The organism is Paracoccus sp. S3-43 (assembly GCF_029027965.1).
In the GTDB taxonomy this organism is placed as follows: Bacteria; Pseudomonadota; Alphaproteobacteria; order Rhodobacterales; family Rhodobacteraceae; genus Paracoccus.
The window spans coordinates 1,245,555-1,271,774 of record NZ_CP119082.1; the positions used below are offsets into that span (position 1 = coordinate 1,245,555).

The following is a 26,220-nucleotide window of genomic DNA, read 5'->3' on the forward strand; positions in this document are numbered from 1 at the left end:
TCTGCCGATAACGGCTGAACACAGGAGAAACGACATGGTCGAGGCAAGCCAGATCAAGGAACATATGGAAGTGGTCGGCGCCGACGGCGTGCATGTGGGCAAGGTGGACCACCTGGACGGCGACCGCATCAAGCTGACCCGCAAGGACGAAGCGCATGGTCAGTCCAGGGACCATCACCATTACCTGCCGCTGGCGAATGTCTCGTCGGTGGACGGCGGCAAGCTGTGGCTGTCCGCCGATGCGGCCAACGCCGCACAGCTGTTCGAGGAAAAGGACGGCTCGCCCATCCGGGACGACCTCTGATCCCGCGCCGGGCCGGATGGCGACATCCGGCCTGTTCCCTACAGGCCGACCAGAGCGCGGGCGAAATCCTCCGCGTCGAAGGCGTCCAGGTCGTCGATCTGTTCGCCCACGCCGATGGCATGGATCGGCAGCCCGAAGCGGTCGGCAAGCGCCACCAGAACGCCGCCCCGCGCGGTTCCGTCCAGTTTGGTCATCACCAGCCCCGAGACATCGGCAAGCTGACGGAAGGTTTCCACCTGATTGAGCGCGTTCTGCCCGGTCGTCGCGTCCAGCACCAGAAGGGTGTTGTGCGGCGCGGTCGGATCCTTCTTGCGGATCACCCGGACGATCTTGGCGAGTTCCTCCATCAGATCCTGGCGGTTCTGCAAGCGGCCCGCCGTGTCGATCATCAGCAGGTCGGCGCCCTCGGCCTCGGCCCGCGTCATGGCGTCGAAGGCGAGGCTGGCGGGATCGCTGCCCTGAGCCGCGACCATCACCGGCACGCCCGCCCGCTGGCCCCAGATCTGCAACTGTTCCACCGCCGCCGCGCGGAAGGTGTCGCCCGCCGCGATCATCACCGACTTGCCCGCCGCGCGGAACTGGCTGGCCAGCTTGCCGATGGTGGTGGTCTTGCCCGCGCCGTTCACGCCCACGACCAGAACGACCTGGGGCTTCTTCGGATAAAGGGGCAGGGGCCGGGCGACCGGGGTCATGATCCGGGCGATCTCGGCCGCCAGCAGCTCCTTGAGCTCGGTCGAGGACAGGCGGCGGCCGATCCGTCCCTCGGCGATATTGGCCGTCACCCGCAGCGCGGTATCGACGCCCAGATCGGCCTGGACCAGCATGTCCTCCAACTCCTCCAGCATCTCGTCGTCGAGCGCGCGGCGCGGCTCCTCGGGGCGCGTGGCGGGGGCGGCGGGGGCCGCGCCGAACAGGCGGCCGACCAGGCCGGGCGCGGGTGCGGGACCAGGGGCGGGACCGGGCGCGGGGGCGGGTTCGGCGGCCGGGGGCGCGGCCTCGACGATGCCGTCCAGTCCTTCGCCGATCTTCGCAGAGGATCGCGTCAGCCGATCCCGCAGCTTGGTGAAAAACGACATGCCTGCACCTTTCCAATCCGGCCGCGACCCTAATCGCTGCGGGGCGAAAGGGAAAGGGCGGCAAATCGCGGCTTTCCCCCGGCCGGGCCTTGCGCTAGACCCGGCTCCGGACTTTTTCGCGGAATGGAAGGACCGTTCATGGCCAATGTGGTGGTTGTCGGCGCGCAATGGGGCGACGAGGGCAAGGGCAAGATCGTCGACTGGCTGTCCGAACGGGCCGATGTCATCGCCCGTTTCCAGGGCGGCCATAACGCCGGGCACACGCTGGTCATCGGCAATACGGTCTTCAAGCTGTCGCTGCTGCCCTCGGGCATCGTGCGGGCGGGCAAGCTGGCGGTGATCGGCAACGGCGTGGTGCTGGACCCTTGGTCGCTGTTCGCCGAGATCGACAAGCTGACCGCGCAGGGCGTGGCGATTTCCACCGAGAATCTGATGATCGCGGAAAACACCCCGCTGATCCTGCCGCTGCATCAGGATCTGGACAAGCTGCGCGAGGACGCGGCGGGCAAGGCCAGGATCGGCACCACCGGACGCGGCATCGGCCCGGCATACGAGGACAAGGTGGGCCGCCGCGCCATCCGCGTGGCCGATCTGGGCGACGAGGAGACGCTGGATGCGCGGCTGGACCGGCTGCTGGCCCATCACGACGCGCTGCGCCAGGGCCTGGGCGCCACGCCCATCGACCGGGCCGAGTTGAAGGCGAAGCTGCTGGAGATCGCGCCGAAGCTGCTGCCCTATGCCCAGCCAGTCTGGAAGATCATGGCCGACGCCCGCAAGGCCGGCAAGCGCATCCTGTTCGAGGGTGCGCAGGGGTCGCTGCTGGACATCGACTTCGGCACCTATCCCTATGTCACCAGTTCGACCACCATGTCGGGGATGGCGGCCTCGGGGACCGGCATGGGACCGTCGGCGATCGGGTTTGTGCTGGGGATCGTCAAGGCCTATACGACCCGCGTGGGCGAAGGCCCGTTCCCGACCGAATTGCACGACGCGGACGGGCAGCGGCTGGGCGAGCGGGGCCATGAATTCGGCACCGTGACGGGCCGCAAGCGGCGCTGCGGCTGGTTCGACGCGGTGCTGGTGCGCCAGACCTGCGCGATTTCCGGCGTGAACGGCATCGCGCTGACCAAGCTGGACGTGCTGGACGGCTTCGAGACGCTGCGGATCTGCGTGGGGTACGAGATCGACGGCGTGAAATACGATTACCTGCCCACCGCCGCCGCCTTGCAGGCGAAGGTCACACCGATCTATGAGGAAATGGAGGGCTGGCAGGAATCCACCCAAGGCGCGCGATCCTGGGCGGATCTGCCCGCCGCGGCGATCAAATATGTCCGCCGGGTCGAGGAACTGATCCAGTGCCCCGTCGCGCTGCTCTCGACCAGTCCCGAGCGGGACGATACGATCCTGGTGACGGATCCCTTCGCGGATTGAGGGCGCAGGCCGGGGGTTTCACACCCCCGGACCCCCGTGGGATACTTATACCAAGATGAACAGGGGGAAGCCATGGAGCTGAAGACGCGGAAACGGTTGTCGCTGCTGATCCTGGTCGTCGGGCTGCCGCTGTACATCGTGGCGGCGGTGACTCTGGTCAACTGGACGGATGCGCGCTTCGGCCGCCAGCCGATCCTGGTCGAGATCGCGATCTATGTCGTCCTTGGGGTGTTGTGGATCCTGCCCTTCAAGCGGGTCTTTTCCGGCATCGGGCGCGAGGAATGATCCCGCCCCTGGTCATTTCCGACCGGGGCGTGACCGTGATCGGCGGGGGTGTCGCCACCCCCCATGACCTGCAAACCGCGCTTGCGGTGGCGCCGACGCTGGTCGCGGCGGATGGGGGCGCGGACCGGGCGCTTGCCCTGGGACGGCCGCCCGACTGGGTGATCGGCGATCTGGACAGCATCACGGCGGGCGCGCGCAAGCTGATCCCGGCCGGGCGCATCCATCATGTGGCCGAACAGGACAGCACCGATTTCACCAAATGCCTGACCCGGATCGCCGCGCCCTTCGTGATGGCGGTGGGCTTTTCCGGGCTGCGGCTGGATCACACGCTGTCGGCGCTGACTGCGATGGCCAGCACGCCCCGGCCCTTGGTGATCATGCTGGCCTCCGACGATGTGGTCTTCGTGGCGCCGCCCCGGCTGACCCTGCCGCTGATGCCGGGGACGCGGGTGTCGCTGTATCCGATGGGGCCGTCGCGCGGGATAAGCACCGGGTTGGAATGGCCGATCGAGGGAATCGAGTTCGCGCCGGGCGGGCGGGTCGGCACTTCGAACCGGGCCAACGGGGTCGTGACCCTGCGGATCGAGGGCAAGATGCTGTTGATGCTGCCCCGCAGCACGCTGGCCAGCGTCATGACCGCGCTGCGCCTGCCCGCCTGAGCGATCAAAGCCGCGTGCGGCGGTTGCCGCCCTGGCCCCGATGGCTTATCTGCAAGGGGCGAACCTGCGGAGGCATCCATGTCGCTGAACCCGATCCGTCCCTGGCGCAACATTCAGCGTCGGAGGTCGCGCCAGATCATGGTGGGCAGCGTTCCGGTGGGCGGCGACGCGCCGATCAGCGTGCAGACCATGACCAATACCGACGGCCATGACGTGCGCGCGACGCTGGACCAGGTGATCCGCGCCGCCGACGCTGGGGCCGACATCGTGAGGATTTCCGCGCCCGACCAGGAAACCACGCGGGCACTGCGCGAGATCTGCCGCGAAAGCCCGGTGCCGATCGTCGCCGACATCCATTTCCACTATAAACGCGCCATCGAGGCGGCCGAGGCGGGCGTGGCCTGCCTGCGCATCAACCCCGGCAATATCGGCGATGCCGCCCGCGTGCGCGAGGTCATCAAGGCCGCGCGCGATCATGGCTGTTCCATGCGGATCGGCGTCAATGCCGGGTCGCTGGAGCGGCATCTGCTGGAGAAATACGGCGAACCTTGCCCGGATGCGATGGTGGAATCGGGCCTCGACCATATCAAGATCCTGCAAGACAACGATTTCCACGAATTCAAGATCAGCGTGAAGGCCAGCGACGTGTTCCTGGCCGCCGCCGCCTATCAGCAGCTTGCCGACGCCACCGACGCGCCGATCCATCTGGGCATCACCGAGGCGGGCGGGTTCGTCGGCGGCACGGTGAAATCCGCCGTGGGCCTGGGCAACCTGCTGTGGTCTGGCATCGGCGACACGATCCGCGTCAGCCTGTCCGCCGATCCGGTCGAGGAGGTGAAGGTCGGGTTCGAGATCCTCAAGTCCCTGGGCCTGCGGACGCGGGGGGTGCAGATCATCTCCTGCCCGTCCTGCGCGCGGCAGGGCTTCGACGTGATCAGGACCGTCGAGCACCTGGAAAAGCGGCTGGAACATATCAAGACGCCGATGTCGCTGTCGATCATCGGCTGCGTGGTGAACGGTCCGGGCGAGGCGCTGATGACCGATATCGGCTTCACCGGCGGCGGGGCCGGCAGCGGCATGGTCTATATGGCCGGGCGGCAGAGCCACAAGATGACCAATGACCAGATGGTCGATCATATCGTGCAACTGGTCGAGGAACGGGCCGAGAAGATCGAGGCGGAAGCCGGGGCGCAGACGGCGGCGGAATGATATTTGAGAGTTTTCCTTTGCGGGACGATAACGATGATAATAATTGTAAATACATTGAATGCAAAACTTTTGGGCAACGGACTAATTGCCCATGTTCGCAAGCTCCAACAGCATCTTATTAAGCATGGAAAGCTGCCTTCACACCCTTATCTCACGTACACCCAACTGGTTGATCAGACTGGTGCCAAGCTAGCAATGGTTGGCATAGGCAATCCACTGGATGAGGTCATGACAGCGGTGCACGAAACCAATGTTCCTACAAACATGCGTGGATTAACCATGTTTGTCCGACCGAAAAATGGTGAGATCGCATATGGTACCGGCAAACATGATTGGCGAGGGATTAATGCAAAGAATGTAATGCAATATAGAAAAGATGTACTTGATTATGACTGGACAAATGTCGGATTCGAAATACCTCGATAGCATGTAGGGTGCGTGCAAGCACACAGCTATCCGCCGGTATGGCTCATGTGCCGCGTCATCTGGCCGGCCACTGTCTGGCGGGAATAGTCGAAGTCGTGGCCCTTGGGCTTGTGCGCAATGGCCGCGCGGATGGCGTCCTTCAGCAGCCTGTCGTCCGGGGAAGCCCGCAGGGGGCCGCGCAGGTCGGCCATGTCCTCTTGCCCCAGGCACATGAACAATTCGCCGGTGCAGGTCAGGCGGACGCGGTTGCAGCTTTCGCAGAAGTTATGCGTCAGCGGCGTGATGAAGCCGATCTTCTGCCCGGTTTCCTGCAAGCGGACATAGCGGGCCGGGCCGCCGGTGCGTTCGGCCAGGTCGATCAGCGTGAAACGTTCGGCCAGACGGGCGCGCAGGTCCGAGAGCGGCCAGTATTGGTCCAGCCGATCCTCGTTGCCCAGATCGCCCATCGGCATGACCTCGATGAAGGTCAGATCAAAGCCCTGATCGCCGCACCACCGGACCAGATCGAACAATTCGCCGTCATTCACGCCTTTCAGCGCGACGGCGTTGATCTTGACCCGCAGCCCGGCGGCCTGCGCGGCGCGGATGCCGTGCAGCACCTGCGGCAGGCGGCCCCAGCGGGTGATCGCCGCGAACTTGTCGGGGTCCAGCGTGTCCAGCGAGACATTCACGCGACGGATGCCGCAATCGGCCAGCTCACCGGCATAGCGGCCAAGCTGGCTGCCGTTCGTGGTCAGCGTCAATTCGTCCAGGCCTTGGCCAAGGTGCCGGGACATGGCGCGGAAAAAGCTCATGATATTGCGGCGGACCAGAGGCTCGCCGCCGGTGATGCGCAGCTTGCGGACACCCAGATCGACGAAGGCGCCGCACAGGCGCTCCAGCTCCTCAAGCGTCAGAAGATCGGCCTTGGGCAGGAACTGCATGTGTTCGGCCATGCAATAGACGCAGCGGAAATCGCAGCGGTCCGTCACCGATACCCGCAGATAGGTGATCGGCCGCGCGAAGGGGTCGATAAGGGGGGCCGCCTGTTGCATCCCCCCAATCTAGGGGCGCGCGGGGCCGCAGACAAGCCGCGACGGGCTGTGGACGGGATCGCGCCATGCAGGCTAGGTGTTTGATCCCACGGTTTGATGGTGCGATCCTTTCTCAGGGATGGAGGGAAGCATTATGGGCCAGGTTCGTCACGGGAGCGCCACGACCACGCACGCCGTCAGAGCTGCAATACAACGATCGCAAGCTTCGCTCGCGACGCTGAGCCGGGAGCTCGGCATTAACCCCAAGACAGTGGCGAAGTGGCGCAAGCGAGCGACGGTCGATGATCTCAAGACAGGGCCGAAGGAGCCACGCTCCACGGTTTTGACAGAAGCCGAGGAGGCGGCCATCGTCGCGTTCAGGCTGCACACGCTTTTGCCGCTGGACGACTGCCTCTATGCCCTGCAGCCATCAATTCCACACCTGACACGCTCAGCGCTGCATCGGTGCCTTCAGCGCCACGGCATCTCTCGACTGCCCGACGTGGAAGGCGACAAGCCGAAACGGTCGAAGTTCAAGCGCTACCCTATCGGCTTCTTTCATATCGACATCGCCGAGGTGCAGACTGCTGAAGGCAAGCTTTACCTGTTCGTCGGCATTGTGAGCTACTCCCCGATCCTTGGACAGCTTTCCGGCTGATTTAAGCTACTGCCTGTGCCTGCTGATCGGTTTCGCTGCTGTTGAAGTAGACCACGGCGGGCGGCTGCCCGCCATGGGCAGTGTGGGGTCGTCGATGGTTGTAGAAGTTGATCCAGTGCCCAATACCAACCTTGGCCTGCGATCCCGTTTCCCAGGCGTGCAGGTAGACGCATTCATACTTCAGGGATCGCCACAGACGCTCGATGAAGACGTTGTCGATGCAGCGCCCCTTGCCGTCCATCGAGATCCGAGTGCCAATGCGCTTCAGCCGATCAGTCCAGGCGAAGGACGTGAACTGTGAGCCCTGATCCGTGTTCATGATCCCGGGCGCGCCGAAGCGATGGATGGCCTCGTTCAGCGCCTCGACGCAGAAGTCGGCCTCCAGCGTGTTCGATATCCGCCAGGCCAGCACCTTGCGGGTGAACCAGTCCATGATCGCCACCAGATACAGAAAGCCCCGCCGCATCGGCAAATAGGTGATATCTGCGCACCAGACCTGACCGGGCCGATCCACCCGCAGCCCGCCCAACAGATAGGGATAGGTCTTGTGGCCTTTTCTCGGCTTGCTGGTGTTGGGCCTCTGGTAGATCGGCATCAGGCGCATGAGCCGCATCAGCCGCCGGATGCGTTTCTGGTTCACACCATGCCCCTCGTTCTGCAGGTGCCACGTCATCTGCCGCACGCCGTAGAAGGGTGTATCCAGGAACTGCTTGTCGATCAACAGCATGAGGTCGAGGTTCATCGCCGTCTCGCCCTGCGGCGCGTAATAGAACGACGACCGCGAGATCGATAGCAGGCGGCACTGCGCCCCGACCGACAGGCTTGGGTGGTTCTTCTCAACCATTCCGCGCCTCACTTGCCGATCCAGGGCTTGAGCTTTCGTGACAAAAAATCGTTGGCGACGGCCAGCTCTCCGATCTTGGCGTGCAGGTCACGGACAGTTTCTTCGGCAACCTCGGCCGCTGCCGCAGCCTTGCCGCCCCGCTCGAAGATCCCTGCGGCACCCTCCAGAAGCGACCGTTTCCATTGATGGATCATCGTCGGATGCACGCCATATTCGGCGGCCAGCTCTGACACTGTGCGCTCCCCCTTCACGGCTTCCAGCGCCACACGCGCCTTGAACGCCGCATCGTGGTTCCTGCGTCTCGACATCTCTGTTCTCCTCGTTCTTGGAGACCAGCAGACTTCAGATCGTAGCTTCCGTCACTGTCCGATTTTCGGGGGGTAGCTCATTGACCGCACGAGCAAGTTTGCCGTGACCCAGCTCGTCGACAAGGCGGACAGGAAGACAGCTTGGGAGTTCCTGCAGCACATGCTCGAAGCCGTGCCCTATCAGGTCCATACCATCCTCACCGACAACGGTATTCAGTTCGCCGAGCAGCCTCGGAACCGGAACACCATCTATTCCAGACCTATGCGCTTTGACATGATCTGCGAGGCCAACGGCATTGAGCACCGCCTGACGAAGCCCAACCACCCGTGGACCAACGGTCAGGTCGAGCGGATGAACCGCACGATCAAGGACGCCACCGTCAAACGCTTTCACTACACCAGCCACGACGAGCTCCGCACGCATCTCGCCGACTTCATGGCAGCCTACAACTTCGCGCGTAGGCTCAAGACCCTCGGCGGCCTCACGCCCTACGAATACATCTGCAAGATCTGGACATCAGAGCCAGACAGATTCATCCTAAACCCGATCCACCAGATGCCGGGACTGAACACCTAGGTTGAGGCTGATGATACGACAGAAGGGACAATCCATGCGCATCACCACCGTCGCGCCGCCGCTGATCCTGACCGCGACCTTGCTGGCGGGTTGCACCCAGGGGGCGATGACCGCGAACCGCCCGGCAGCCGCCGCCACCCCGGAGACGCCGATGACCACCCAGCAGGTCGCGGCGGCGGCCATCACCCGCGCGCCCGCGCCGCGCCCGGCGGCCCGCGCGACGGCGGCGCAGCTGGACACGACCTCGGCCGAGCAGCGCGCCGCCGCCGCCAAGCCGGCAGACGCGGCCGAGACGAAGCTGGGCAGCACCATCGCCTCGCTGGGGAACCCGTCCGAGGGCGGGTTCTGGATCAAGACGCCGCTGGTCAAGGAACGCGAGCTGGGCCGGATCGTGAACCCGGCCACCGGCAAGTCGGCCAAGGTCGACCTGATCCCGCTGGACGGCCCGGCCAGCGGCGGATCCCAGGTGTCGCTGCCCGCGCTGCAACTGCTGGGCGTGTCGCTGACCGACCTGCCGGTGATCGAGGTCTATCGCTCCTGAACCAGCCGCAGGGCTTCCTTGCGCGCGAAGGGCTTCATCCGCGCCCCGTGATCGGCCAGGAAGGCGCGGACGCGGGGCGCGTCGCGTTTGGACAGGTCGCGCAGCCACCAGGCGATGGCCTTCTGGATGAACCCGTCGCGGTCGTCGGCCAGCCGCGCGGCCCAGTCGAGGACGCGTTCGCGGGTGGCCAGATCGTCGGGCTTGGGGTTGTTCATCTTGGCCCAGGGCAGGGTGCCCACCAGGGCGGCGCGGCGGGTCCATGTGTTGGGGTGATCCAGCCAGGTTTCGACCTGGTCCAGCCGTGCGGGATCGGCGACCAGCCGCTTCTGCCCGGCGATCATGGCGGTATCGGCGATGGCCCAGCCGTCGAAATCCGGCGCCCAGCCCGCGATCAGCGCCCAGACCGCATCGTCGGGCCGGATCCGGGCCTGGGTCAGCAGCTTGGCGGCGGCGATGCGGGCCTCGTGGATGTCGCTGGCCCACAAGGCAGCGGCCAGGGCGATGCGGCCGTCCAGGTCGCGGGACGCGCGCCAGTCGGCCACCAGGGCGTCGATCTGCGGATTCGGCACGCCCAGACAGGTCCGCGCCGCCTTGTGATAGGCGGCCATCTGTCCGGCCTTTTCGGCATCCGCCAGGGCTAGCAACGCGTCCAGTTCGATCATCGGACCCTCCTGTTCCGGCGGTTCTAGGGGTGGCAGAGGCCGCGCGCCAGCGATAAAAGGTTTGCGCAATCAACAGGTGTGCCCATGTCCCATTCCGCCGATCCCCGCCCGATGACCGCCCGCCGCAGCGGCCCCCTGCGGGGCGTGGCACAGGTGCCCGGCGACAAGTCGATCAGCCATCGCGCCCTGATCCTGGGCGCGCTGTCGGTGGGCGAGACGCGGATCACCGGCCTGCTGGAGGGCCAGGACGTGCTGGACACCGCCAGGGCGATGGCGGCCTTCGGCGCGCAGGTCGAGCGGCTGGGGACCGGCGAATGGTCGGTCCACGGCGTCGGCGTCGGCGGGTTTTCGGAACCCGAAGGCGTGATCGACTGCGGCAATTCCGGGACCGGGGTGCGGCTGATCATGGGCGCGATGGCGACCACGCCGATCACCGCGACCTTCACCGGCGATGCCAGCCTGTCGCGCCGCCCGATGGCGCGCGTGACCGACCCCCTGGCGCTGTTCGGCGCAGAGATCACCGCGCGCGAGGGCGGGCGGCTGCCCATCACCATCCAGGGCGCGGCCGACCCGCTGCCGGTGCGGTATCGCACGCCGGTCGCCAGCGCGCAGATCAAGTCGGCGGTCCTGCTGGCGGGGCTGAACGTGCCGGGGGAAACCGTGGTGATCGAGGCGGAACCCACGCGCGACCACTCTGAACGGATGCTGGCCGGGTTCGGCGCGGAGATCCGCACCGAGATGACCGCCGAAGGCCATGTGATCACGCTGCAAGGCCGCCCGGACCTGCGCGCGCAGCCGGTCGCGGTGCCGCGCGATCCCTCAAGCGCGGCTTTCCCGGTGGCTGCGGCGCTGATCGTGCCGGGGTCGGAGATCCGCGTTCCGGGCGTCAGCCGCAATCCCACGCGGGACGGGCTGTATGTCACCCTGCTGGAAATGGGTGCTGACATCGCCTTTGAAAATCTGCACGAGGAAGGAGGCGAGCCGGTGGCCGATCTGGTGGTCCGTCATGGCCCGCTGAAAGGCGTCACGGTGCCTGCCGAACGCGCGGCCAGCATGATCGACGAATTTCCGATCCTGTCGGTCATCGCGGCCTTTGCCGAAGGCGCGACGGTCATGAACGGCGTGGCGGAACTGCGCGTCAAGGAAAGCGACCGGATCGACGCGATGGCGCGCGGGCTGGAGGCCAACGGCGTCCGGGTCGAGGAGACCAAGGACAGCATGACCGTTCACGGCATGGCGCGGGTGCCCGGCGGCGGCACGGCGGTCAGCCATCTGGATCACCGCATCGCCATGTCCTTCCTGGTCCTGGGGCTGGCAACCCAGGCGCCGGTTTCCGTGGATGACGGCTCGCCCATCGCCACGTCCTTCCCGGATTTCCTGCCGCTGATGCAGGGGCTGGGCGCCGATCTGGGCTAGGCGTCGCGTTCGTCGAACTTGGCTTCGATATTGTTGCCGTCGGGGTCCAGCAAGAAGGCGGCATAATAGCCGGGGTGGTAGTCGCGCAGCCCCGGTGCGCCGTTGTCGGTGCCTCCTGCCTTCAGGCCGGCGGCGTGAAAGGCTTGGACCTCGGCCCGCGACCCCGCGCGGAACGCCAGGTGGATGCGGCTGGGCGGGGTATTGGCGTCGGCCTGGTCCAGATAGAACTCGTCCAACTCCACCCAGTCGCGCCCCGCATGGGCGTCAGCGGCCCGGCCCAGGGCTTCGAAGATCGCCAGATAAAAGCTGCTGGCCCGGTCGAAATCGACGGCCCGCAGATGAATGTGGTCGATCAGCTGGGTCGGTTTTCGCGTCATCGGGGCACCTCCGCGACGGCAACGCAGAGGCGCCCTGCCGGTTCACGGAACTTTTGTTAGGTCACCGTCTGCGGATAGCCGACCGCGCGCAGGGCCACGGCGATCTCATCCAGGATCGCGGGGTCGTCGATGGTCGCCGGGGTCTTGAACGGCTCGCCATCGGCGATCTTGACCATCGTCGCGCGCAGGATCTTGCCCGACCGGGTCTTGGGCAGGCGGTCCACCACGCAGGCGGTCTTGAAGGCCGCGACCGGGCCGATCTGGTCGCGGACCATGCCCACGACCTCCTTGACGACCTGGGCGTCGGGCGTGTTCGTCCCTTTCTTCAGGCACAGCAGGCCCAGCGGCATCTGCCCCTTGAGGCTGTCTGCCACGCCGATCACCGCGCATTCGGCGACGGCGGGATGGGCGGACAGAACCTCCTCCATCGCGCCGGTGGACAGGCGGTGGCCCGCGACGTTGATCACGTCGTCGGTGCGCGCCATGACATACAGGTATCCGTCCTCGTCGATATAGCCCGCATCGCCGGTTTCATAATAGCCGGGGAAATGCGACAGATAGGATTTCCTGAACCGATCCTCGGCCTTCCACAGGGTCGGCAGGGTGCCCGGCGGCAGCGGCAGCGTGATCGCCACCGCGCCCAGCGTCCCGGCCGGAACCGGGTGGCCCGCCTCGTCCAGAACCTGCACGTCATAACCGGGCAGCGCGACCGAGGGGCTGCCGTGCTTGACCGGCAGAAGCTCGATCCCCACCGGGTTGGCGACGATGGGCCAGCCGGTTTCGGTCTGCCACCAGTGGTCGATCACCGGGACGCCCAGCTTTTCCTCGGCCCATTGGATCGTGTCGGGATCGGCGCGTTCACCGGCCAGATACAGCGTCTTGAAATGGCGCAGGTTGTAGTCGCCGATCAGCTTGCCCTCGGGATCTTCCCGCCGGATGGCGCGGATCGCGGTGGGGGCGCTGAAGACGCTTTTGACCCGATGGTTCTGGATCACCCGCCAATAGGCGGCGGCGTCGGGGGTGCCGACCGGCTTGCCTTCGAACACGATGGTGGTGGCGCCGACCGTCAGCGGGCCATAGCAGATATAGCTGTGGCCGACGACCCAGCCCACATCGGACGCGGCCCAGAACACATCGCCCGCCTGAATGTCGTAGATGTTCTTCATCGTCCAGGCCAGCGCGACCAGATGACCGCCCGTATGGCGCACCACGCCCTTGGGCTGGCCCGTGGTCCCCGAAGTATAGAGGACATAGGCCGGATGGTTGCCCTCGACCGGGACGCATTCGGCGAGTTCGACCCCATACTGGAAGCTGTGCCAGGCCACGTCGCGGCCGGGGGTCAGTTCGGCAACCTCTTGTTCTCGCTGGAAGATCACGCAGAAATCGGGCTTGTAAATGGCTTCCTCGATGGCGCGGTCCAAAAGCGGCTTGTAATGGACGACCCGGCCCGGCTCGACCCCGCAAGAGGCCGCGATGATCGCCTTGGGGGTGGCGTCGTTGATGCGCACCGCCAGTTCATGCGCGGCAAATCCGCCGAAGACGACCGAATGGATCGCGCCCAGCCGCGCGCAGGCCAGCATCGCCTCCAGCGCCTCGGGGACCATCGGCATGTAGATGATGACCCGGTCGCCCTTTTCGATGCCCTTGGCGCGCAGCGCGCCCGCGAGGCTGGCGACCCGGTCGCGCAATTCGCGATAGGTGATGCCGCGATAGGACCGGGTGATCGGGCTGTCGTGGATGATCGCGATCTGGTCGCCGCGCCCGGCCTCGACATGGCGGTCCACGGCGTTCCAGCAGGCGTTAAGGCTGCCGTCCGCGAACCATTCCCCCGCCGGTCCCTGGTCGAAGAAGGCGCGGCTGGGCGGGCGGTCCCAGTCGATCTTTCCGGCGGCCTCCATCCAGAATGCTTCGGGATCCGCCTGCCAGGCGGCATAGGTGTCGCGATACGACATGATGGTGTCTCCTCACTCCTGCCGTTTGTTACGCAGCGGACTGGGGGGCGCGCAACGATGTTAGCGGAACAGGTCGGGGCCGCGCGGCAAATTGTAGCAAATATCCGGCGGATTCCTTTGCAAACCGAAAACGCCTGCAAAATGGGCCATGCGGGGGCGCTGACTTTGCAAATGCAGCCATGCGGAAGCAGCGCCGCCCGGGCGATCATCAGCCGAATCGCCCGGCCTTTGGCTTAACTGTAATGGGCGACCGGGGTTCCGGCCAAGGCGCTCATGTTCAGCAGGCCGCGGACGGTGATCGAGGGGGTGACGATATGCGCGCGGTTGCCCATGCCCATCAGGATCGGCCCGACCTCCAGCCCGTTGGCGCGCATCTTCAGCGCGTTGCGCACGCCGGACGCCGCGTCGGTGCCGGGGAAGACCAGCACGTTCGCCACCCCTTCCAGCCGGGACTCGGGAAAGATCCGCTCTCTCAACTCGGGATCCAGGGCCGCGTCGACATGCATTTCGCCGTCATACATGAAGTCCGGCTTGCGCGCGTCCAGCAGCGCCAGCGCCTCTCGCATCTTGCGGCCGGTATAGCTGTCCAGATTGCCGAATTGCGAATGGCAGCACAGCGCGATCTTGGGCGTCAGGCCGAAGCGGCGGACGTGGCGCGCGGCGCCGATCACCGTCTCCATCACCTGCGAGGGCGTCGGATCGTTGTGGCATTGCGTGTCGGCGATGAACAGCGGGCCGTCCTCCAGGATGATCATCGACAGTGCGCCGACCGGCGACAACCCGTCGCGGGCCAGGATTTCCCGGATATAGCGCAGGTGCCAGGTATATTGGCCGAAGGTGCCGCAGATCAGGCTGTCGGACTCGCCGCGGTGGACCATGACGGCGCCGATGGCGGTGGTGTTGGTGCGCATGATCGCGCGGGCGATGTCGGGGCTGACGCCGCGCCGGGCCATCAGATGGTGATAGGTTTCCCAGTAATCGCGATAGCGGGGGTCGTTTTCGGGGTTCACGATCTCGAAATCGCGTTCGGGGCGGATCGGCAGGCCCGCGCGTTCGCAGCGCGTGGCCACGACCTCGGGGCGGCCGATCAGGATCGGCAGGTCGGTCGTTTCCTCCAGCATGGCGTTGGCGGCGCGCAGGACGCGTTCATCCTCGCCCTCGGCAAAGACGATGCGGCGGTCGGCGGCGCGCGAGGCCTCGAAGACCGGGCGCATGATCAGGGCCGACCGGAAGACCGAGCTGTCCAGCTTGCGCTTGTAGGCGTCCAGATCCTCCAGCGGGCGGGTGGCGACGCCGCTTTCCATCGCGGCGCGGGCCACGGCGGAACTGACGATGCCGACCAGGCGCGGGTCGAAGGGCTTGGGGATCAGGTAATCCGCGCCGAAGGTCAGCGTCTCGCCCCGATAGGCGGCGGCGGCCTCGGCGGCGGTGGTGGTCCGGGCCAGCTTGGCGATGCCGTCGATGCAGGCCAGCTCCATGTCCGCGTTGATGGTGGTCGCGCCCACGTCAAGCGCGCCGCGGAAGATGAAGGGGAAGCACAGGACGTTGTTGACCTGGTTCGGGAAATCGCTGCGCCCGGTGGCGATGATCGCGTCGGGGGCGACGGCGCGGGCGTCGTCGGGCAGGATTTCCGGGGTCGGGTTCGCCAGCGCGAAGATGACCGGGCGGCGGGACATCCTGCCCACCATCTCGGGCTTCAGGACGCCGGGGCCCGACAGGCCCAGGAACAGGTCGGCGCCCTCGATCACCTCGGCCAGGGTGCGGGCGTCGGTGTCCTGGGCGAAGGCGGCCTTCTGGGCGGTCATGTCCTCGACCCGGCCCTTGTAGACCAGGCCGTGGATGTCGCACAGCCAGACGTTTTCCCGCTTGACGCCCAGCTTCAGCAGCATGTTGAGACAGGCGATCCCCGCCGCCCCGCCGCCGGTCGAGACGATCTTGATGTCGGAAAACCGCTTGCCCGCGACATGCAGCGCGTTGGTCGCCGCCGCGCCCACGACGATCGCGGTGCCGTGCTGGTCGTCGTGAAAGACCGGGATGTTCATGCGTTCGCGGCACAGCTTTTCGACGATGAAGCAGTCGGGCGCCTTGATGTCTTCCAGGTTGATCGCGCCGAAGGTGGGTTCCAGCGCGCAGACGATATCGGCCAGCTTTTCGGGATCGGATTCGTTCACCTCGATATCGAAGCAGTCGATATTGGCGAATTTCTTGAACAGGACGGCCTTGCCCTCCATCACCGGCTTCGATGCCGCCGCGCCGATATTGCCCAGGCCCAGCACGGCCGTGCCGTTCGACACCACCGCGACCAGGTTCGCGCGCGAGGTATAGCGGCTGGCCGTGGCGGGATCGGCCTTGATCTCCAGACAGGCCTCGGCCACGCCGGGGGAATAGGCGCGGGACAGGTCGCGGCCGTTCGCCAGGGGCTTGGTGGCGCGGATCTCCAGCTTACCCGGACGCGGGAATTCGTGATAATCCAGTGCCTCTTGCCGGGCGTTGTCCTGCCTGCGTTCGTCCATCTCGGCCCCCTTGGTCGCAAATTGGTTGAGCGTTAAACCATTTCCGGAACGGGGAACAGGCGGCTTCGTCTTGCGTTAGCGGAAACCCTGCGCGAAACTGCGCAACGAATGGTGAGGATGCCCCCATGTCGCTGTTGGATGCCGCGCGCGCAGTCCGGGAAATGGCCTATGCGCCCTATTCGCGCTTCAAGGTCGGCGCGGCCATTCGCGGCAGGTCGGGCGCGATCTATCGCGGCTGCAATGTCGAGAACGTCGCCTATCCCGAAGGCACCTGCGCCGAGGCCGGGGCCATCGCCGCGATGGTCGCCGCCGGAGAGACGGAACTGATCGAGGTCGCGGTGATCGCCGACAGCCCCGCGCCGGTGCCCCCCTGCGGCGGCTGCCGCCAGAAGCTGGCCGAATTCGCCCGCGCCGACACGCCGGTCCTGCTGGCCACGACCGAGGGCGCGACGCTGGCCACCACGGTGGGCGAATTGCTGCCGGGCCGGTTCGACGTCGGGCATATGGCCAAGGCGGAATGACCGACCCGCGCCCCGTCATCGCCGCGATCCGCGATGGCCGTGGTCTGGACGGCCCAGGCGCGGCGCTGATCGCGCAGGGCCTCGCGAACGGGTCGATCGGCGACGCGCAGGCGGGCGCCTTCGCGATGGCGGTTCTGCTGAAGGGCACGGGCGTCAAGGGGCGTGTCGCGCTGACGCGGGCGATGCGCGATTCGGGCCATGTGCTGCACTGGGATCTGCCGGGGCCGGTGGTGGACAAGCATTCGACCGGCGGCATCGGCGACACGGTCAGCCTGGTGCTGGCCCCCCTGCTGGCGGCGCGGGGAATGTTCGTGCCGATGATCTCGGGCCGGGGGCTCGGCCATACCGGCGGCACGCTGGACAAGCTGGAGGCGATCCCCGGCTATCGCTGCGACCAGTCCGAGGATGACTTCCGTCGCATCACCCGCAGCGTGGGCTGCGCCATCGTCGCGGCCAGCGGTGATTTCGCCCCCGCCGACCGCAGGCTGTATGCGATCCGCGACGAATCGGCGACGGTGGAATCGGTCGACCTGATCACGGCCTCGATCCTGTCCAAGAAGCTGGCGGCCGGGTTGCAGGCGCTTGTGCTGGATGTGAAGGCGGGGTCAGGGGCGTTCTTGCGCAACTCCGAATCCTCGCGGCGGCTGGCGCAGGCCCTGGTGGAAACCGCGAATGGCGCGGGCTGCGCGACATCGGCGCTGATCACCGACATGGACCAGCCGCTGGCCCGCAGCGCGGGCAACGCGCTTGAGGTGGCCGAGGCGATCCGTGTGCTGCGCGGCGAACCCGGCGCGCTGCGCGACCTGACGCTGGCGCTTGCGTCCGAGGTTCTGCGGCTGGCGGGGCAGGGGGATGCCGGGCTGTCGGACCTGCTGGACGGCGGCGCTGCGGCGGAAATCTTCGGCCGCATGGTCGCCGCGCAGGGCGGCCCCGCCGATCTGCTGGACCGCCCCGACGCGCATCTGGTCGCCGCCCCCGTCATCCGCTCCGTGCCCGCGCCCGAGGGGCGGATCGCGCGGATCGACGTGACCGCCCTTGGCCATGCGGTCGTGGCGCTTGGCGGCGGCCGGGTCCGCGCGGGCGAGGCGGTGGACCCCCGCGTCGGCCTGTCGATGCTGGCGAAACTGGGCGAGGAAGTCGGCCCCGGACGCCCGCTGGCCCTGATCCACGCCGCCGACGACACCGCGGCCGAGGTCGCCGTCGCCGCCGTCACCGCCGCCTATCGCCTGGGCGAGGGCGGCGAACCCGGCCCCCTGGTGCGCCAACGGATCGCGTCGTGACCGACAGGCGGGCCTTCCTGATCGTCATGGACAGCGTCGGCATCGGCGGCGCGCCGGATGCGGACCAGTTCTTCAACGGCCACCTGCCCGATACCGGCGCGAACACCCTGGGCCATATCGCCCAGGCGCAGGCGCTGCACATGCCGACCCTTGCGCGGCTGGGCCTTGGCGCGGCGGTGCGGCTGGCCTCTGGGCAGGACGCGCCCGGCCTGATGGTTCCGCCGCAGGGGCTGTGGGGGGCCGCGACCGAGATCTCTCGCGGCAAGGATACGCCCTCGGGCCATTGGGAAATCGCCGGCGTGCCGGTGCCCTGGGACTGGCACTATTTCCCCGATACCGCTCCGGCCTTTCCGCCCGACGTCACCGCGCGAATCTGCGAACTGGCGGGAACAGACGGCATCCTTGCCAATCGCCACGCCTCGGGCACCCAGGTGATCGAGGATTTCGGGGCCGAGCATATCCGCACCGGCTGGCCGATCTGCTATACCTCGGTGGACAGCGTGTTGCAGATCGCCGCGCATGAGGAGCATTTCGGCCTGGACCGGCTGATCGGGGTGTGCCGGTCGCTGGCGCCGATGCTGCACGCGATGCGCGTCGGCCGGGTGATCGCCCGGCCCTTCCTGGGCGAGGCGCCGGGCCGCTTCCGCCGCACCGGCAACCGCCGCGACTTCGCCATCGCCCCGCCGGGCCGCACGATCCTAGACATCGCCCAGGACAAGGGCCGCGTCACCCATGCCATCGGCAAGATCGGCGACATCTTCAGCCATCGCGGCATCATCCATCTGCACAAGGGCAAATCGGACGCCGATCTGGCCCAACACCTGATCCGCCTGGGACGCGAGGCCGAACCGGGCAGCCTGACCTTCGCCAATTTCGTCGAATTCGACACGAATTTCGGCCACCGCCGCGACATTCCCGGCTATGCCGCGCAACTGGAATGGTTCGACGGGGTGGCGGGCCGGTTCCTGGCGACGCTGCGCCCCGGCGATCTGGCGATCTTCACCGCCGATCACGGCAACGATCCGTCCTGGCCCGGCACCGACCATACCCGCGAACGGGTGGCGGTCCTGGGTCACGGGGTCGGGACGCGCCCCGTAGGGGTGGTGGGCTTCAGCGACATCGGCGCCTCGGTCCTGGCGCATCTGGGCCTGCCGCCGCCCGATCATGGAAGGTCGTTTCTGTGAAGAAGATCGAATTGCACCTACACCTGGAAGGGGCCGCGCCGCCCGGATTCATCCGGGGTCTGGCCGCCGAGAAATTTGCCGATCTGACCGGCCTGTTCGACGCGCAAGGCCATTATGCCTATGAGGGCTTCGACGGCTTCCTGCGCTGCTACCAGGCCGCGACCAGCGTTCTGCAAACCCCGCGGGATTACGCCCGCCTGCTGGCCGAGGTGCTGGAGCGGTCCGCCGAACAGGGCGTCATCTATACCGAACTGTTCGTCTCGCCCGAATTCTGCGGCGGGGCCGACCTGTCCGCCTGGCGCGACTATCTGGCGGCGATGACCGAAACCGCCGACAAGGCCCGCTTGGACGGCATCGACAGCCGCGCCATCCTGACCGCGATTCGCCATTTCGGCCCGGACCGTGCCCGGAAAACCGCGCTCTGCGCGGCGGAAACGGCGGGCGGCTGGGTCACCGGCTTCGGCATGGGCGGGGCCGAGGGTGCGGGCCGCGCCACCGATTACGCCTGGTCCTTCGACTGCGCGCGCGAGGCCGGGCTGGGTCTGACCTGCCACGCGGGTGAATGGGGCGGGCCGGACAGCATCCGCGAGGCCCTGGCGCTCGGCTGCACCCGAATCGGCCACGGCATCCGCGCCATCGAGGACGCGGCGCTTGTCCGTGATCTGGCCGACAAGGCGGTGACGCTGGAGGTCTGCCCCGGATCGAATGTCGCGCTTGGGCTGTTCCCCGACTGGCCCGCCCATCCCATCGCCCGGCTGGCCGACGCGGGGGTGCGCGTCACCGTCTCGACCGACGATCCGCCGTTCTTTCACACGACGATGCGTCACGAATACGACCGGCTTGCCGACGCCTTCGGTTGGGGCGATACGGACTTCGCGCAGATCAACCGATGGGCCGCCGAGGCCGCCTTTTGCGACCCCGCGACCCGCGACCGGCTTTTGAAGGAGTTTCCGTGACCCAGCACCTGACCCTCATCGACCACCCGCTGGTCCAGCACAAGCTGACGATCATGCGCCAGAAGGACGTATCGACCGCCGGCTTCCGCCGCCTGCTGCGGGAAATCAGCCTGCTGCTGGCCTATGAGGTGACGCGCGAACTGGAACTGACCACCACGCGGATCGAGACCCCCCTGTGCGAGATGGACGCGCCCACGCTGGAGGGCAAGAAGCTGGCGCTGATCTCGATCCTGCGGGCGGGAAACGGGCTTCTGGATGGCATCTTGGAGATGATTCCCGGCGCGCGGGTGGGCTTCGTGGGCCTTTACCGCGACCCCGAAACCCTGCTGCCGGTCGAATATTACTGCAAGGTTCCCAAAGAGTTGAACGTGCGGCTGACGATCGTCGTCGACCCGATGCTGGCGACCGGCAATTCGTCCGTCGCGGCCATCGACATGCTCAAGGCGCGGGGCGCCACGAACCTGCGCTTCCTGTGCCTGCTGGCCGCGCCCGAGGGGGTGGAACGGATGCGCCAGGCCCATCCCGACGTGCCGATCTTCACCGCCGCGCTGGACGAACGGCTGGACGATCACGGCTATATCGTGCCGGGCCTGGGCGATGCCGGCGACCGGATGTTCGGCACGAAATAGCCGCGTTAACCCCAGGTTCACGCATTGTGCCTATCCCTGAGTCACGAAATCGAATCGCGGGTGGCGGATGCGGGTCTTGATCTGGGTGGTAATGGTGCTTCTGCTGCCGGGGCGGGTCTTGGCCGCGCCCGATCCGTCCCCGCCCGGAGATTATCCGGGCGCGCAATATATCGACAGGACGGGCTGCGTCTTTGTTCGCGACGGCCAGGACTGGACGCCCCGGCTGGACAAGCAGGGCGCGCCGATCTGCGGCTTCCCGCCCAGCCAGCCCGCGCTGTCGGACACGGCGCTGCTTGACCCTCGGCCGTCACCCGAGGATGCCTTGGCGGAGGTTTTGGCCCAGGGCTTGAAATCCGGCGATCTTGTCACCGATGCGCCGGCGGCACCGCTGGGCGATACCGCCCCCGATCCGGGCCAGGCGGTGTTGGACGCGACCTTGCAGGACCAGATCGACATGGAGGCCAGGCTTCGCAGCGCCATGGCGGGAAAAGCGCCAGACGGGCTGTGCGCCCGGCTCGGCTATCGTCCCGCCGGGAACGCGACGCCGATCATCGGCGGCGACGTGACCCAAGGCCTGTGCCCCGGCATGACCGCGCCCGAGCCCTTGCCGCAGATCACCGCGCTTGCCACGCCCATACCGGCCGAACCGGCGGCGGTGGCGGACGCGCAGGCCCCTTCCGCAGATCCCGCCCCGAGCCCCAGGCCGGTGCATCGGGCCGAACGGGTTGCCAAGCCCGCCTCGGTCATCGCCCGCAGGCCAGCCACAGCATCCCCGGCCGACAAGCCGGATCGAGTCGAGATGATCCCCGCCAACGCCCGCTATGTCGAGATCGGCACCTATGCCGACGCCGCGAATGCCCTGGCGGCGCTGCGCCGCCTGTCGGGCCTGGGCTATCGCACGGCGCAGCGCGATCAGAAACTGGGGGACAAGCCGGGCAAGGCGATTCTTGCGGGGCCGTTCGCGGATCGGCAGGCCCTGGTCACGGCGCTGTCGCGGCTGCGGGCGAACGGCTATCCCCGCGCGGTGGCGCGCTGATCGGCAGACATGCGAAGGGGGCGCGAACGCCCCCGGACTATCTTGTGCTGGTCTGGCGGGTCAGGCCGCGCGGCGGGCGTTGTCCACGGCCATGCGGGGCGCTTCCTCGCGGGTGAAATACCCGAACATCTGGTCCAGCACGGCATCGGCGTCGGCCTGCAACTCGCGGGCGCTGATGCGAAGGGATTGTGCGGTGTTCTGTGCCATTGTCCTGTCTTCCGGGTCGGAGTGATCCTCCCGCAAGGACACATAGGGACCGGTCCCCGCTCTGTCCATTGCTGCGACGCAGCGTCAACCGGGCCTGCAATGCTGCCATGCAGCAAACGCCTCATCCCAGCGTCACCATGCGATGCTTCTTCCTGCCCACCGACACCTTCAGCCCGTCCCCGATCAGCAATTGATCAACAGTCAATTGCGGATCGCCGACCGGTTCGTTGTTCAGGCGCAGGCCGCCCTCGGCGATCAGCCGCTTCGCTTCCTTGCCCGAGGGCGTGATTCCGGTCTGCACCAGAAGCTGGACCACCGACAACCCCTCGCCCAGGACGCCGGCGGGCAGGACCGCGACCTCCAGATCGCCGCCCGCGCCGCCCTGTTCGAACACCTCGCGCGCGGTGGCCTCGGCGCTTGCGGCGGCTTCGGCGCCGTGCAGCAGGGCCGTCACCTCGTTGGCCAACAGAACCTTGCCGGCGTTGATCTCGGACCCCTGAAGCGCGCCCAGGCGGTCGCATTCCTCGACCGGCAATTCGGTATAGAGCTTCAGGAACCGCCCCACATCGGCATCGGTGGTGTTGCGCCAGAACTGCCAGAACTCATAGGGCGACAGCATCGCCCCGTTCAGCCAGACGGCGCCGCCCGCCGACTTGCCCATCTTGCGCCCGTCGCTGGTGGTCAGCAGCCGCGAGGTCAGCCCCCAGACACAAGCGTCATCGACCCGCCGCGTCAGGTCGATGCCATTGACGATATTGCCCCACTGGTCCGACCCGCCCATCTGCAACCGGCAGCCATGGCGGCGATGCAGTTCCAGGAAATCATAGGCTTGCAGGATCATGTAGTTGAATTCCAGGAAGGACAGCGACTGTTCGCGGTCCAGCCGGGACTTCACCGATTCGAAGGACAGCATCCGGTTGACGCTGAAATGCCGCCCGATGTCGCGCAGGAACTCCAGATAGTTCAGCCCGTCCAGCCATTCGGCATTGTTCAGCATCAGCGCGCCGTCGCCGCCATAGGACAGATAGCGCGCGAAGACCTGTCCCATCCCGTCGATATTGGCCTGGATCGCGGCCTCGTCCAGCAGCGGGCGTTCTTCCGAGCGGAAGCTGGGATCGCCCACCTTGGTGGTGCCGCCGCCCATCAGCGTGATCGGCCGGTTGCCGGTCTTCTGGAACCAGCGCAGCATCATGATGTTCAGCAGGTGCCCCACATGCAGCGACGCCGCCGTCGCGTCATAGCCGATATAGGCCGTGACCGGCCCTTCCAGCAGCGCCTGGTCCAGCGCCGCATAGTCGGTGCAGTCGGCGACATAGCCGCGCTCGAACATCACGCGCAGGAAATCGGACTTGGGGCTGTAGGTCATCGGCTTTTTCCTTCTGGTCGGCGCGGATATACCGGCTGGGACAGGGAAGGAAAAGCGCGATGATCCGGGTTCTGGGAATGATGTCGGGCACCTCGATGGACGGGGTGGACGCGGCGGTGATCGAGACCGAGGGGGTGCGGATCGCGGGCTTCGGGCGCAGCGGCTTTCGCGCCTATTCCGACACCGAATCGGCCGTGCTGCACGCGGCGCTCGGCCGATGGCCGGGCGGGGCAGGGGTGGCCGAGGCCGCGGCGCTGTCGGTCGCAAGCCATGCCGCCTTGGCCGCCGATTTCGCGGATGCCGACCTGATCGGCTATCACGGCCAGACCCTGGCCCATGATCCGCAGGGCAGGGGCACGCATCAGGCGGGCGACGGCGCGGCCTTGGCGCGGGCGGTGGGGCGGCCGGTGGTCTGGGATTTCCGCCGCGAGGATGTGCGGCAGGGTGGCGAAGGCGCGCCGCTGGCGCCGTTCTTCCACTGGGCCTGCGCCGGCTGGGCCGTGGGGCAGGGGCGTCTGTCGCCGCAGCCCGTCGCCTTCCTGAACCTGGGCGGCGTGGGCAACCTCACCTGGGTCGATCCGACCGCCCCCGCGCCCGAGGCGCCGGGCGCCTGCCTGGCCTTCGACACCGGCCCCGCCAATGCGCCGCTCAACGACCTGATGCGGCGGCGCCTGCGGCAAAGCCACGACCGCGACGGCGCCTTGGCCGCGACGGGACGGGCGGATCACCGCCTCCTGGCCGAATTCCTGCGCCATCCCTGGTTCGACCGGCCGCCGCCAAAATCGCTGGACCGCGACCAGTTCGCGGGCCTTGCCGCCGCCGTCGAACCGCTGGCGGATGCCGATGCCGCCGCGACCCTGGTTGCGGCTCTGGCCGGGGCGGTTGCGGCGGGGATGCGGTGGATGCCGACCGTTCCCGCCGCGGTGCTGGTCTGCGGCGGCGGGCGGCGCAACCCCGCGATCATGGCGCGGCTGGCGCAGGTGCTGCCCTGCGACGTGCAGCCGGTCGAGGCGGCGGGCCTGGACGGCGACATGCTGGAGGCGCAGGCCTTCGGCTGGCTGGCGGCGCGGGTGCTGCGCGGGCTGCCGACCTCGGGTCCGGCGACGACGGGGGTGGGCGCGCCCTGCTGCGGGGGGCGGATCAGTTATCCGCGCGGGCGTGAATTCGGGGGGCGTGGTGATTTTTCATGACGCGCCCTTGACGGGCGGCTGCGGTCTGCGTAAACCGCCCCTCACCCCGAAGGGCGATCTGTCGGGGTGGTGAGTGTGCGGTTGTAGCTCAGTTGGTTAGAGTACCGGCCTGTCACGCCGGGGGTCGCGGGTTCGAGCCCCGTCAACCGCGCCACACACATCTTCGCCCGGAAAAGCGCGGTTGTAGCTCAGTTGGTTAGAGTACCGGCCTGTCACGCCGGGGGTCGCGGGTTCGAGCCCCGTCAACCGCGCCATTTCCCCTGATTTTTGATCTAACATCCCTCGCCGCGTTTCGCTAAGACGGAACCCCGCCAAGGGAGGATTGCGAATGACCGATCATGATGATGCGACGGCGCTGATTGCGACGATGGGCCGGGCCGCGCGGGCGGCGGCGGTCGAACTTGCGCAGGCCACGGCCGAACGCAAGCATGTCGCGCTGATCGGGGCCGCCTATGAAATCCGCGCGCGGCAGGCCGCGATCCTGGCCGCCAATGACGAGGACATGCAGTTCGGGCGCGACAAGGGACTGGCCCCGGCGATGCTGGACCGGCTGCGCCTGGACGCAGCCCGCCTGCGCGGGATCGAGGACGGCCTGCGCGCGGTGGCCGAACAGCGCGACCCGGTGGGAGAGGTCTTGGCCGAATGGGACCGCCCGAACGGGCTGCACATCCAGCGGATCCGCACCCCGATCGGCGTCATCGGCGTGATCTATGAAAGCCGCCCGAACGTGACCGCCGATGCCGGCGCGCTGGCGTTGAAATCGGGCAATGCGGTGATCCTGCGCGGCGGGTCGGAAAGCCTGCATTCCAGTCAGGCGATCCATGCCTGCATGGTCGAAGGGTTGCGCCAGGCCCGTCTGCCCGAAGCGGCGATCCAGCTTGTCCCGACCCGCGACCGCGCCGCCGTCACCGCGATGTTGCAGGCGCAGGGCCTGATCGACGTGATCATTCCGCGCGGTGGCAAGGGGCTGGTCGGGCTGGTCCAGCAGCAGGCGCGGGTGCCGGTCTTCGCGCATCTTGAAGGCATCTGCCACGTCTATGTCGATCGCGACGCCGACCCCGAGATGGCCCGCAAGGTCGTGCTGAACGCCAAGACCCGCCGCCCCGGCATCTGCGGCGCCGCCGAAAGCCTGCTGATCGACTGGCGGTTCTATACCCGCTACGGGCCCGCGATCATCGAGGATCTGCTGCGCGCGGGCGTCGAGGTCCGGGCCGAGGGCGAGCTGGCGAAAATCCCCGCCACCGTCCGCGCCGGGGCGGATGATTTCGGCCGCGAATTCCTGGACATGATCATCGCCGCGAAGCTGGTCGACGGGGTCGAGGAGGCGATCACCCATATCCGCCGCCATGGCAGCCAGCACACCGAATCGATCATCACCGATAACGACGCCACGGCAGAGCGGTTCTTTGCCGCGCTCGACAGCGCGATCCTGATGCGCAACGCCTCGACCCAGTTCGCCGATGGCGGAGAGTTCGGGATGGGCGCGGAAATCGGCATCGCCACCGGCAAGCTGCACGCGCGCGGCCCGGTCGGGGCCGAGCAGTTGACCAGCTTCAAATACCTGGTTCGGGGCGACGGGACGGTCCGCGCCTGACCCCCG

At 67.2% G+C, this 26,220-nt stretch carries 25 protein-coding genes, 2 tRNA genes and 2 pseudogenes; 20 read left to right on the plus strand and 9 right to left on the minus strand.

Annotation, left to right across the window (positions count from 1 at the left end):
• Positions 1 to 34 precede the first annotated feature (34 nt).
• The gene (locus tag PXD02_RS06370) at positions 35 to 304 is read left to right on the plus strand and encodes a DUF2171 domain-containing protein (RefSeq protein WP_275105998.1); all 270 of its coding nucleotides are present in this window, start codon (positions 35 to 37) and stop codon (positions 302 to 304) included.
• A gap of 38 nt (positions 305 to 342) precedes the next feature.
• On the opposite strand, the gene ftsY is transcribed toward PXD02_RS06370, so the two are convergent.
• Positions 343 to 1,380, minus strand: coding sequence for a signal recognition particle-docking protein FtsY (ftsY, locus tag PXD02_RS06375; RefSeq protein ID WP_275105999.1), 1,038 nt, complete (start codon positions 1,378 to 1,380; stop codon positions 343 to 345).
• A 138-nt stretch (positions 1,381 to 1,518) separates the two neighbouring features.
• On the opposite strand from ftsY, the gene PXD02_RS06380 reads away from it, so the two are divergent.
• The 5 genes from PXD02_RS06380 to PXD02_RS06400 all read left to right on the plus strand — a co-directional run bounded on the left by PXD02_RS06380 (position 1,519) and on the right by PXD02_RS06400 (position 5,390).
• Positions 1,519 to 2,811 carry an adenylosuccinate synthase gene (locus tag PXD02_RS06380; protein WP_275106370.1) on the plus strand — a complete coding sequence of 431 codons (1,293 nt, stop codon included), beginning with the start codon at positions 1,519 to 1,521 and terminating at the stop codon, positions 2,809 to 2,811.
• Positions 2,812 to 2,883: 72 nt separating this feature from the next.
• The gene (locus PXD02_RS06385) at positions 2,884 to 3,096 is read left to right on the plus strand and encodes a DUF2842 domain-containing protein (protein ID WP_275106000.1); all 213 of its coding nucleotides are present in this window, start codon (positions 2,884 to 2,886) and stop codon (positions 3,094 to 3,096) included.
• Entirely contained in the window at positions 3,093 to 3,755 is a 663-nt protein-coding gene (locus PXD02_RS06390) for a thiamine diphosphokinase (RefSeq protein WP_275106001.1), read from the plus strand. Before PXD02_RS06385 ends, PXD02_RS06390 begins: the two co-directional genes overlap by 4 nt.
• 78 nt (positions 3,756 to 3,833) lie before the next feature.
• Positions 3,834 to 4,964 carry a flavodoxin-dependent (E)-4-hydroxy-3-methylbut-2-enyl-diphosphate synthase gene (ispG, locus tag PXD02_RS06395; RefSeq protein WP_275106002.1) on the plus strand — a complete coding sequence of 377 codons (1,131 nt, stop codon included), beginning with the start codon at positions 3,834 to 3,836 and terminating at the stop codon, positions 4,962 to 4,964.
• A 33-nt stretch (positions 4,965 to 4,997) separates the two neighbouring features.
• Positions 4,998 to 5,390 carry a hypothetical protein gene (locus PXD02_RS06400; protein WP_275106003.1) on the plus strand — a complete coding sequence of 131 codons (393 nt, stop codon included), beginning with the start codon at positions 4,998 to 5,000 and terminating at the stop codon, positions 5,388 to 5,390.
• Between the two features lie 26 nt (positions 5,391 to 5,416).
• Here the strand turns inward: PXD02_RS06400 and moaA are convergent, their stop codons facing one another.
• Positions 5,417 to 6,424, minus strand: a complete 1,008-nt coding sequence (gene moaA, locus PXD02_RS06405; RefSeq protein WP_275106004.1) for a GTP 3',8-cyclase MoaA — start codon at positions 6,422 to 6,424, stop codon at positions 5,417 to 5,419.
• Between the two features lie 133 nt (positions 6,425 to 6,557).
• On the opposite strand from moaA, the pseudogene PXD02_RS06410 reads away from it, so the two are divergent.
• A pseudogene (locus tag PXD02_RS06410) lies at positions 6,558 to 7,022 on the plus strand (transposase family protein); the annotation flags it as partial.
• A gap of 40 nt (positions 7,023 to 7,062) precedes the next feature.
• Here the strand turns inward: PXD02_RS06410 and PXD02_RS06415 are convergent.
• Positions 7,063 to 8,213, minus strand: a protein-coding gene (locus PXD02_RS06415) for an IS3 family transposase (protein WP_473092012.1) whose coding sequence is annotated in 2 segments (ribosomal slippage) — positions 7,063 to 7,961 and positions 7,961 to 8,213 — 1,152 coding nt in all. Because the reading frame shifts where the segments join, the coding sequence is not laid out codon by codon here.
• A 79-nt stretch (positions 8,214 to 8,292) separates the two neighbouring features.
• Here PXD02_RS06415 and PXD02_RS06420 point away from each other — a divergent pair.
• A pseudogene (locus PXD02_RS06420) lies at positions 8,293 to 8,790 on the plus strand (integrase core domain-containing protein); the annotation flags it as partial.
• Positions 8,791 to 8,824: 34 nt separating this feature from the next.
• Entirely contained in the window at positions 8,825 to 9,331 is a 507-nt protein-coding gene (locus tag PXD02_RS06425; protein WP_275106005.1) for a hypothetical protein, read from the plus strand.
• Here PXD02_RS06425 and PXD02_RS06430 read toward each other — a convergent pair.
• The gene (locus PXD02_RS06430) at positions 9,319 to 9,993 is read right to left on the minus strand and encodes a DNA alkylation repair protein (RefSeq protein WP_275106006.1); all 675 of its coding nucleotides are present in this window, start codon (positions 9,991 to 9,993) and stop codon (positions 9,319 to 9,321) included. The two genes, PXD02_RS06425 and PXD02_RS06430, sit on opposite strands and share 13 nt — an antisense overlap.
• Positions 9,994 to 10,077: 84 nt before the next feature.
• Here PXD02_RS06430 and aroA point away from each other — a divergent pair, with 84 nt between their 5' ends.
• On the plus strand, positions 10,078 to 11,409 hold the full coding sequence (gene aroA / locus PXD02_RS06435) for a 3-phosphoshikimate 1-carboxyvinyltransferase (RefSeq protein WP_275106007.1): 1,332 nt from the start codon (positions 10,078 to 10,080) through the stop codon (positions 11,407 to 11,409).
• On the opposite strand, the gene PXD02_RS06440 is transcribed toward aroA, so the two are convergent.
• The 3 genes from PXD02_RS06440 to PXD02_RS06450 form a co-directional block, all read right to left on the minus strand.
• Positions 11,406 to 11,786: a VOC family protein gene (locus tag PXD02_RS06440; protein ID WP_275106008.1), complete on the minus strand. Its 381-nt coding sequence runs from the start codon at positions 11,784 to 11,786 to the stop codon at positions 11,406 to 11,408. The genes aroA and PXD02_RS06440 overlap by 4 nt on opposite strands.
• 56 nt (positions 11,787 to 11,842) lie before the next feature.
• On the minus strand, positions 11,843 to 13,738 hold the full coding sequence (locus tag PXD02_RS06445) for a propionyl-CoA synthetase (RefSeq protein WP_275106009.1): 1,896 nt from the start codon (positions 13,736 to 13,738) through the stop codon (positions 11,843 to 11,845).
• Between the two features lie 233 nt (positions 13,739 to 13,971).
• On the minus strand, positions 13,972 to 16,251 hold the full coding sequence (locus PXD02_RS06450) for an NADP-dependent malic enzyme (protein WP_275106010.1): 2,280 nt from the start codon (positions 16,249 to 16,251) through the stop codon (positions 13,972 to 13,974).
• 125 nt (positions 16,252 to 16,376) lie between these two features.
• Between PXD02_RS06450 and PXD02_RS06455 the strand changes: the two genes are divergently transcribed.
• From PXD02_RS06455 to PXD02_RS06480, 6 genes are all read left to right on the plus strand, one after another.
• A complete protein-coding gene (locus PXD02_RS06455) occupies positions 16,377 to 16,772 on the plus strand; it encodes a cytidine deaminase (protein ID WP_275106011.1) in 396 nt (131 codons plus the stop codon).
• On the plus strand, positions 16,769 to 18,052 hold the full coding sequence (locus PXD02_RS06460) for a thymidine phosphorylase (protein WP_275106012.1): 1,284 nt from the start codon (positions 16,769 to 16,771) through the stop codon (positions 18,050 to 18,052). Before PXD02_RS06455 ends, PXD02_RS06460 begins: the two co-directional genes overlap by 4 nt.
• Positions 18,049 to 19,236 (plus strand): phosphopentomutase, encoded by a 1,188-nt coding sequence (locus PXD02_RS06465; RefSeq protein WP_275106013.1) that lies wholly within the window; start codon positions 18,049 to 18,051, stop codon positions 19,234 to 19,236. The genes PXD02_RS06460 and PXD02_RS06465 overlap by 4 nt, the downstream gene beginning before the upstream one ends.
• The gene (locus tag PXD02_RS06470; protein ID WP_275106014.1) at positions 19,233 to 20,192 is read left to right on the plus strand and encodes an adenosine deaminase; all 960 of its coding nucleotides are present in this window, start codon (positions 19,233 to 19,235) and stop codon (positions 20,190 to 20,192) included. Before PXD02_RS06465 ends, PXD02_RS06470 begins: the two co-directional genes overlap by 4 nt.
• Complete coding sequence (gene upp / locus PXD02_RS06475) at positions 20,189 to 20,821, plus strand: uracil phosphoribosyltransferase (RefSeq protein WP_275106015.1); 633 nt, start codon at positions 20,189 to 20,191, stop codon at positions 20,819 to 20,821. The genes PXD02_RS06470 and upp overlap by 4 nt, the downstream gene beginning before the upstream one ends.
• Positions 20,822 to 20,888: 67 nt before the next feature.
• Complete coding sequence (locus PXD02_RS06480) at positions 20,889 to 21,857, plus strand: SPOR domain-containing protein (protein ID WP_275106016.1); 969 nt, start codon at positions 20,889 to 20,891, stop codon at positions 21,855 to 21,857.
• A gap of 60 nt (positions 21,858 to 21,917) precedes the next feature.
• Here PXD02_RS06480 and PXD02_RS06485 read toward each other — a convergent pair whose 3' ends face one another.
• Both PXD02_RS06485 and tyrS read right to left on the minus strand, forming a co-directional pair.
• Positions 21,918 to 22,064: a hypothetical protein gene (locus PXD02_RS06485; protein WP_275106017.1), complete on the minus strand. Its 147-nt coding sequence runs from the start codon at positions 22,062 to 22,064 to the stop codon at positions 21,918 to 21,920.
• A 121-nt stretch (positions 22,065 to 22,185) separates the two neighbouring features.
• Complete coding sequence (gene tyrS / locus PXD02_RS06490) at positions 22,186 to 23,430, minus strand: tyrosine--tRNA ligase (protein WP_275106018.1); 1,245 nt, start codon at positions 23,428 to 23,430, stop codon at positions 22,186 to 22,188.
• A gap of 59 nt (positions 23,431 to 23,489) precedes the next feature.
• Here tyrS and PXD02_RS06495 point away from each other — a divergent pair, with 59 nt between their 5' ends.
• From PXD02_RS06495 to PXD02_RS06510, 4 genes are all read left to right on the plus strand, one after another.
• Positions 23,490 to 24,620: an anhydro-N-acetylmuramic acid kinase gene (locus tag PXD02_RS06495; protein WP_275106019.1), complete on the plus strand. Its 1,131-nt coding sequence runs from the start codon at positions 23,490 to 23,492 to the stop codon at positions 24,618 to 24,620.
• 77 nt (positions 24,621 to 24,697) lie between these two features.
• Positions 24,698 to 24,774 (plus strand) — tRNA-Asp (locus tag PXD02_RS06500).
• A 23-nt stretch (positions 24,775 to 24,797) separates the two neighbouring features.
• Positions 24,798 to 24,874 (plus strand) — tRNA-Asp (locus tag PXD02_RS06505).
• A 23-nt stretch (positions 24,875 to 24,897) separates the two neighbouring features.
• Positions 24,898 to 26,214, plus strand: coding sequence for a glutamate-5-semialdehyde dehydrogenase (locus PXD02_RS06510; protein WP_275106371.1), 1,317 nt, complete (start codon positions 24,898 to 24,900; stop codon positions 26,212 to 26,214).
• Positions 26,215 to 26,220 lie beyond the last annotated feature (6 nt).

What these genes read in the sequence shown, in the direction of transcription:
- PXD02_RS06385 (WP_275106000.1), top strand. Translation starts at nt 2,884, where the DNA reads ATGGAGCTGAAGACGCGGAAACGGTTGTCGCTGCTGATCCTGGTCGTC.
- PXD02_RS06380 (WP_275106370.1), top strand. Translation starts at nt 1,519, where the DNA reads ATGGCCAATGTGGTGGTTGTCGGCGCGCAATGGGGCGACGAGGGCAAG.
- PXD02_RS06480 (WP_275106016.1), top strand. Translation starts at nt 20,889, where the DNA reads ATGCGGGTCTTGATCTGGGTGGTAATGGTGCTTCTGCTGCCGGGGCGG.
- PXD02_RS06370 (WP_275105998.1), top strand. Translation starts at nt 35, where the DNA reads ATGGTCGAGGCAAGCCAGATCAAGGAACATATGGAAGTGGTCGGCGCC.
- PXD02_RS06390 (WP_275106001.1), top strand. Translation starts at nt 3,093, where the DNA reads ATGATCCCGCCCCTGGTCATTTCCGACCGGGGCGTGACCGTGATCGGC.
- aroA (WP_275106007.1), top strand. Translation starts at nt 10,078, where the DNA reads ATGTCCCATTCCGCCGATCCCCGCCCGATGACCGCCCGCCGCAGCGGC.
- PXD02_RS06450 (WP_275106010.1), bottom strand. Translation starts at nt 16,251, where the DNA reads ATGGACGAACGCAGGCAGGACAACGCCCGGCAAGAGGCACTGGATTAT.
- moaA (WP_275106004.1), bottom strand. Translation starts at nt 6,424, where the DNA reads ATGCAACAGGCGGCCCCCCTTATCGACCCCTTCGCGCGGCCGATCACC.
- PXD02_RS06440 (WP_275106008.1), bottom strand. Translation starts at nt 11,786, where the DNA reads ATGACGCGAAAACCGACCCAGCTGATCGACCACATTCATCTGCGGGCC.
- PXD02_RS06460 (WP_275106012.1), top strand. Translation starts at nt 16,769, where the DNA reads ATGACCGACCCGCGCCCCGTCATCGCCGCGATCCGCGATGGCCGTGGT.
- PXD02_RS06445 (WP_275106009.1), bottom strand. Translation starts at nt 13,738, where the DNA reads ATGTCGTATCGCGACACCTATGCCGCCTGGCAGGCGGATCCCGAAGCA.
- ftsY (WP_275105999.1), bottom strand. Translation starts at nt 1,380, where the DNA reads ATGTCGTTTTTCACCAAGCTGCGGGATCGGCTGACGCGATCCTCTGCG.
- PXD02_RS06430 (WP_275106006.1), bottom strand. Translation starts at nt 9,993, where the DNA reads ATGATCGAACTGGACGCGTTGCTAGCCCTGGCGGATGCCGAAAAGGCC.
- PXD02_RS06425 (WP_275106005.1), top strand. Translation starts at nt 8,825, where the DNA reads ATGCGCATCACCACCGTCGCGCCGCCGCTGATCCTGACCGCGACCTTG.
- ispG (WP_275106002.1), top strand. Translation starts at nt 3,834, where the DNA reads ATGTCGCTGAACCCGATCCGTCCCTGGCGCAACATTCAGCGTCGGAGG.
- PXD02_RS06400 (WP_275106003.1), top strand. Translation starts at nt 4,998, where the DNA reads ATGATAATAATTGTAAATACATTGAATGCAAAACTTTTGGGCAACGGA.
- PXD02_RS06495 (WP_275106019.1), top strand. Translation starts at nt 23,490, where the DNA reads ATGATCCGGGTTCTGGGAATGATGTCGGGCACCTCGATGGACGGGGTG.
- PXD02_RS06455 (WP_275106011.1), top strand. Translation starts at nt 16,377, where the DNA reads ATGTCGCTGTTGGATGCCGCGCGCGCAGTCCGGGAAATGGCCTATGCG.
- PXD02_RS06485 (WP_275106017.1), bottom strand. Translation starts at nt 22,064, where the DNA reads ATGGCACAGAACACCGCACAATCCCTTCGCATCAGCGCCCGCGAGTTG.
- tyrS (WP_275106018.1), bottom strand. Translation starts at nt 23,430, where the DNA reads ATGACCTACAGCCCCAAGTCCGATTTCCTGCGCGTGATGTTCGAGCGC.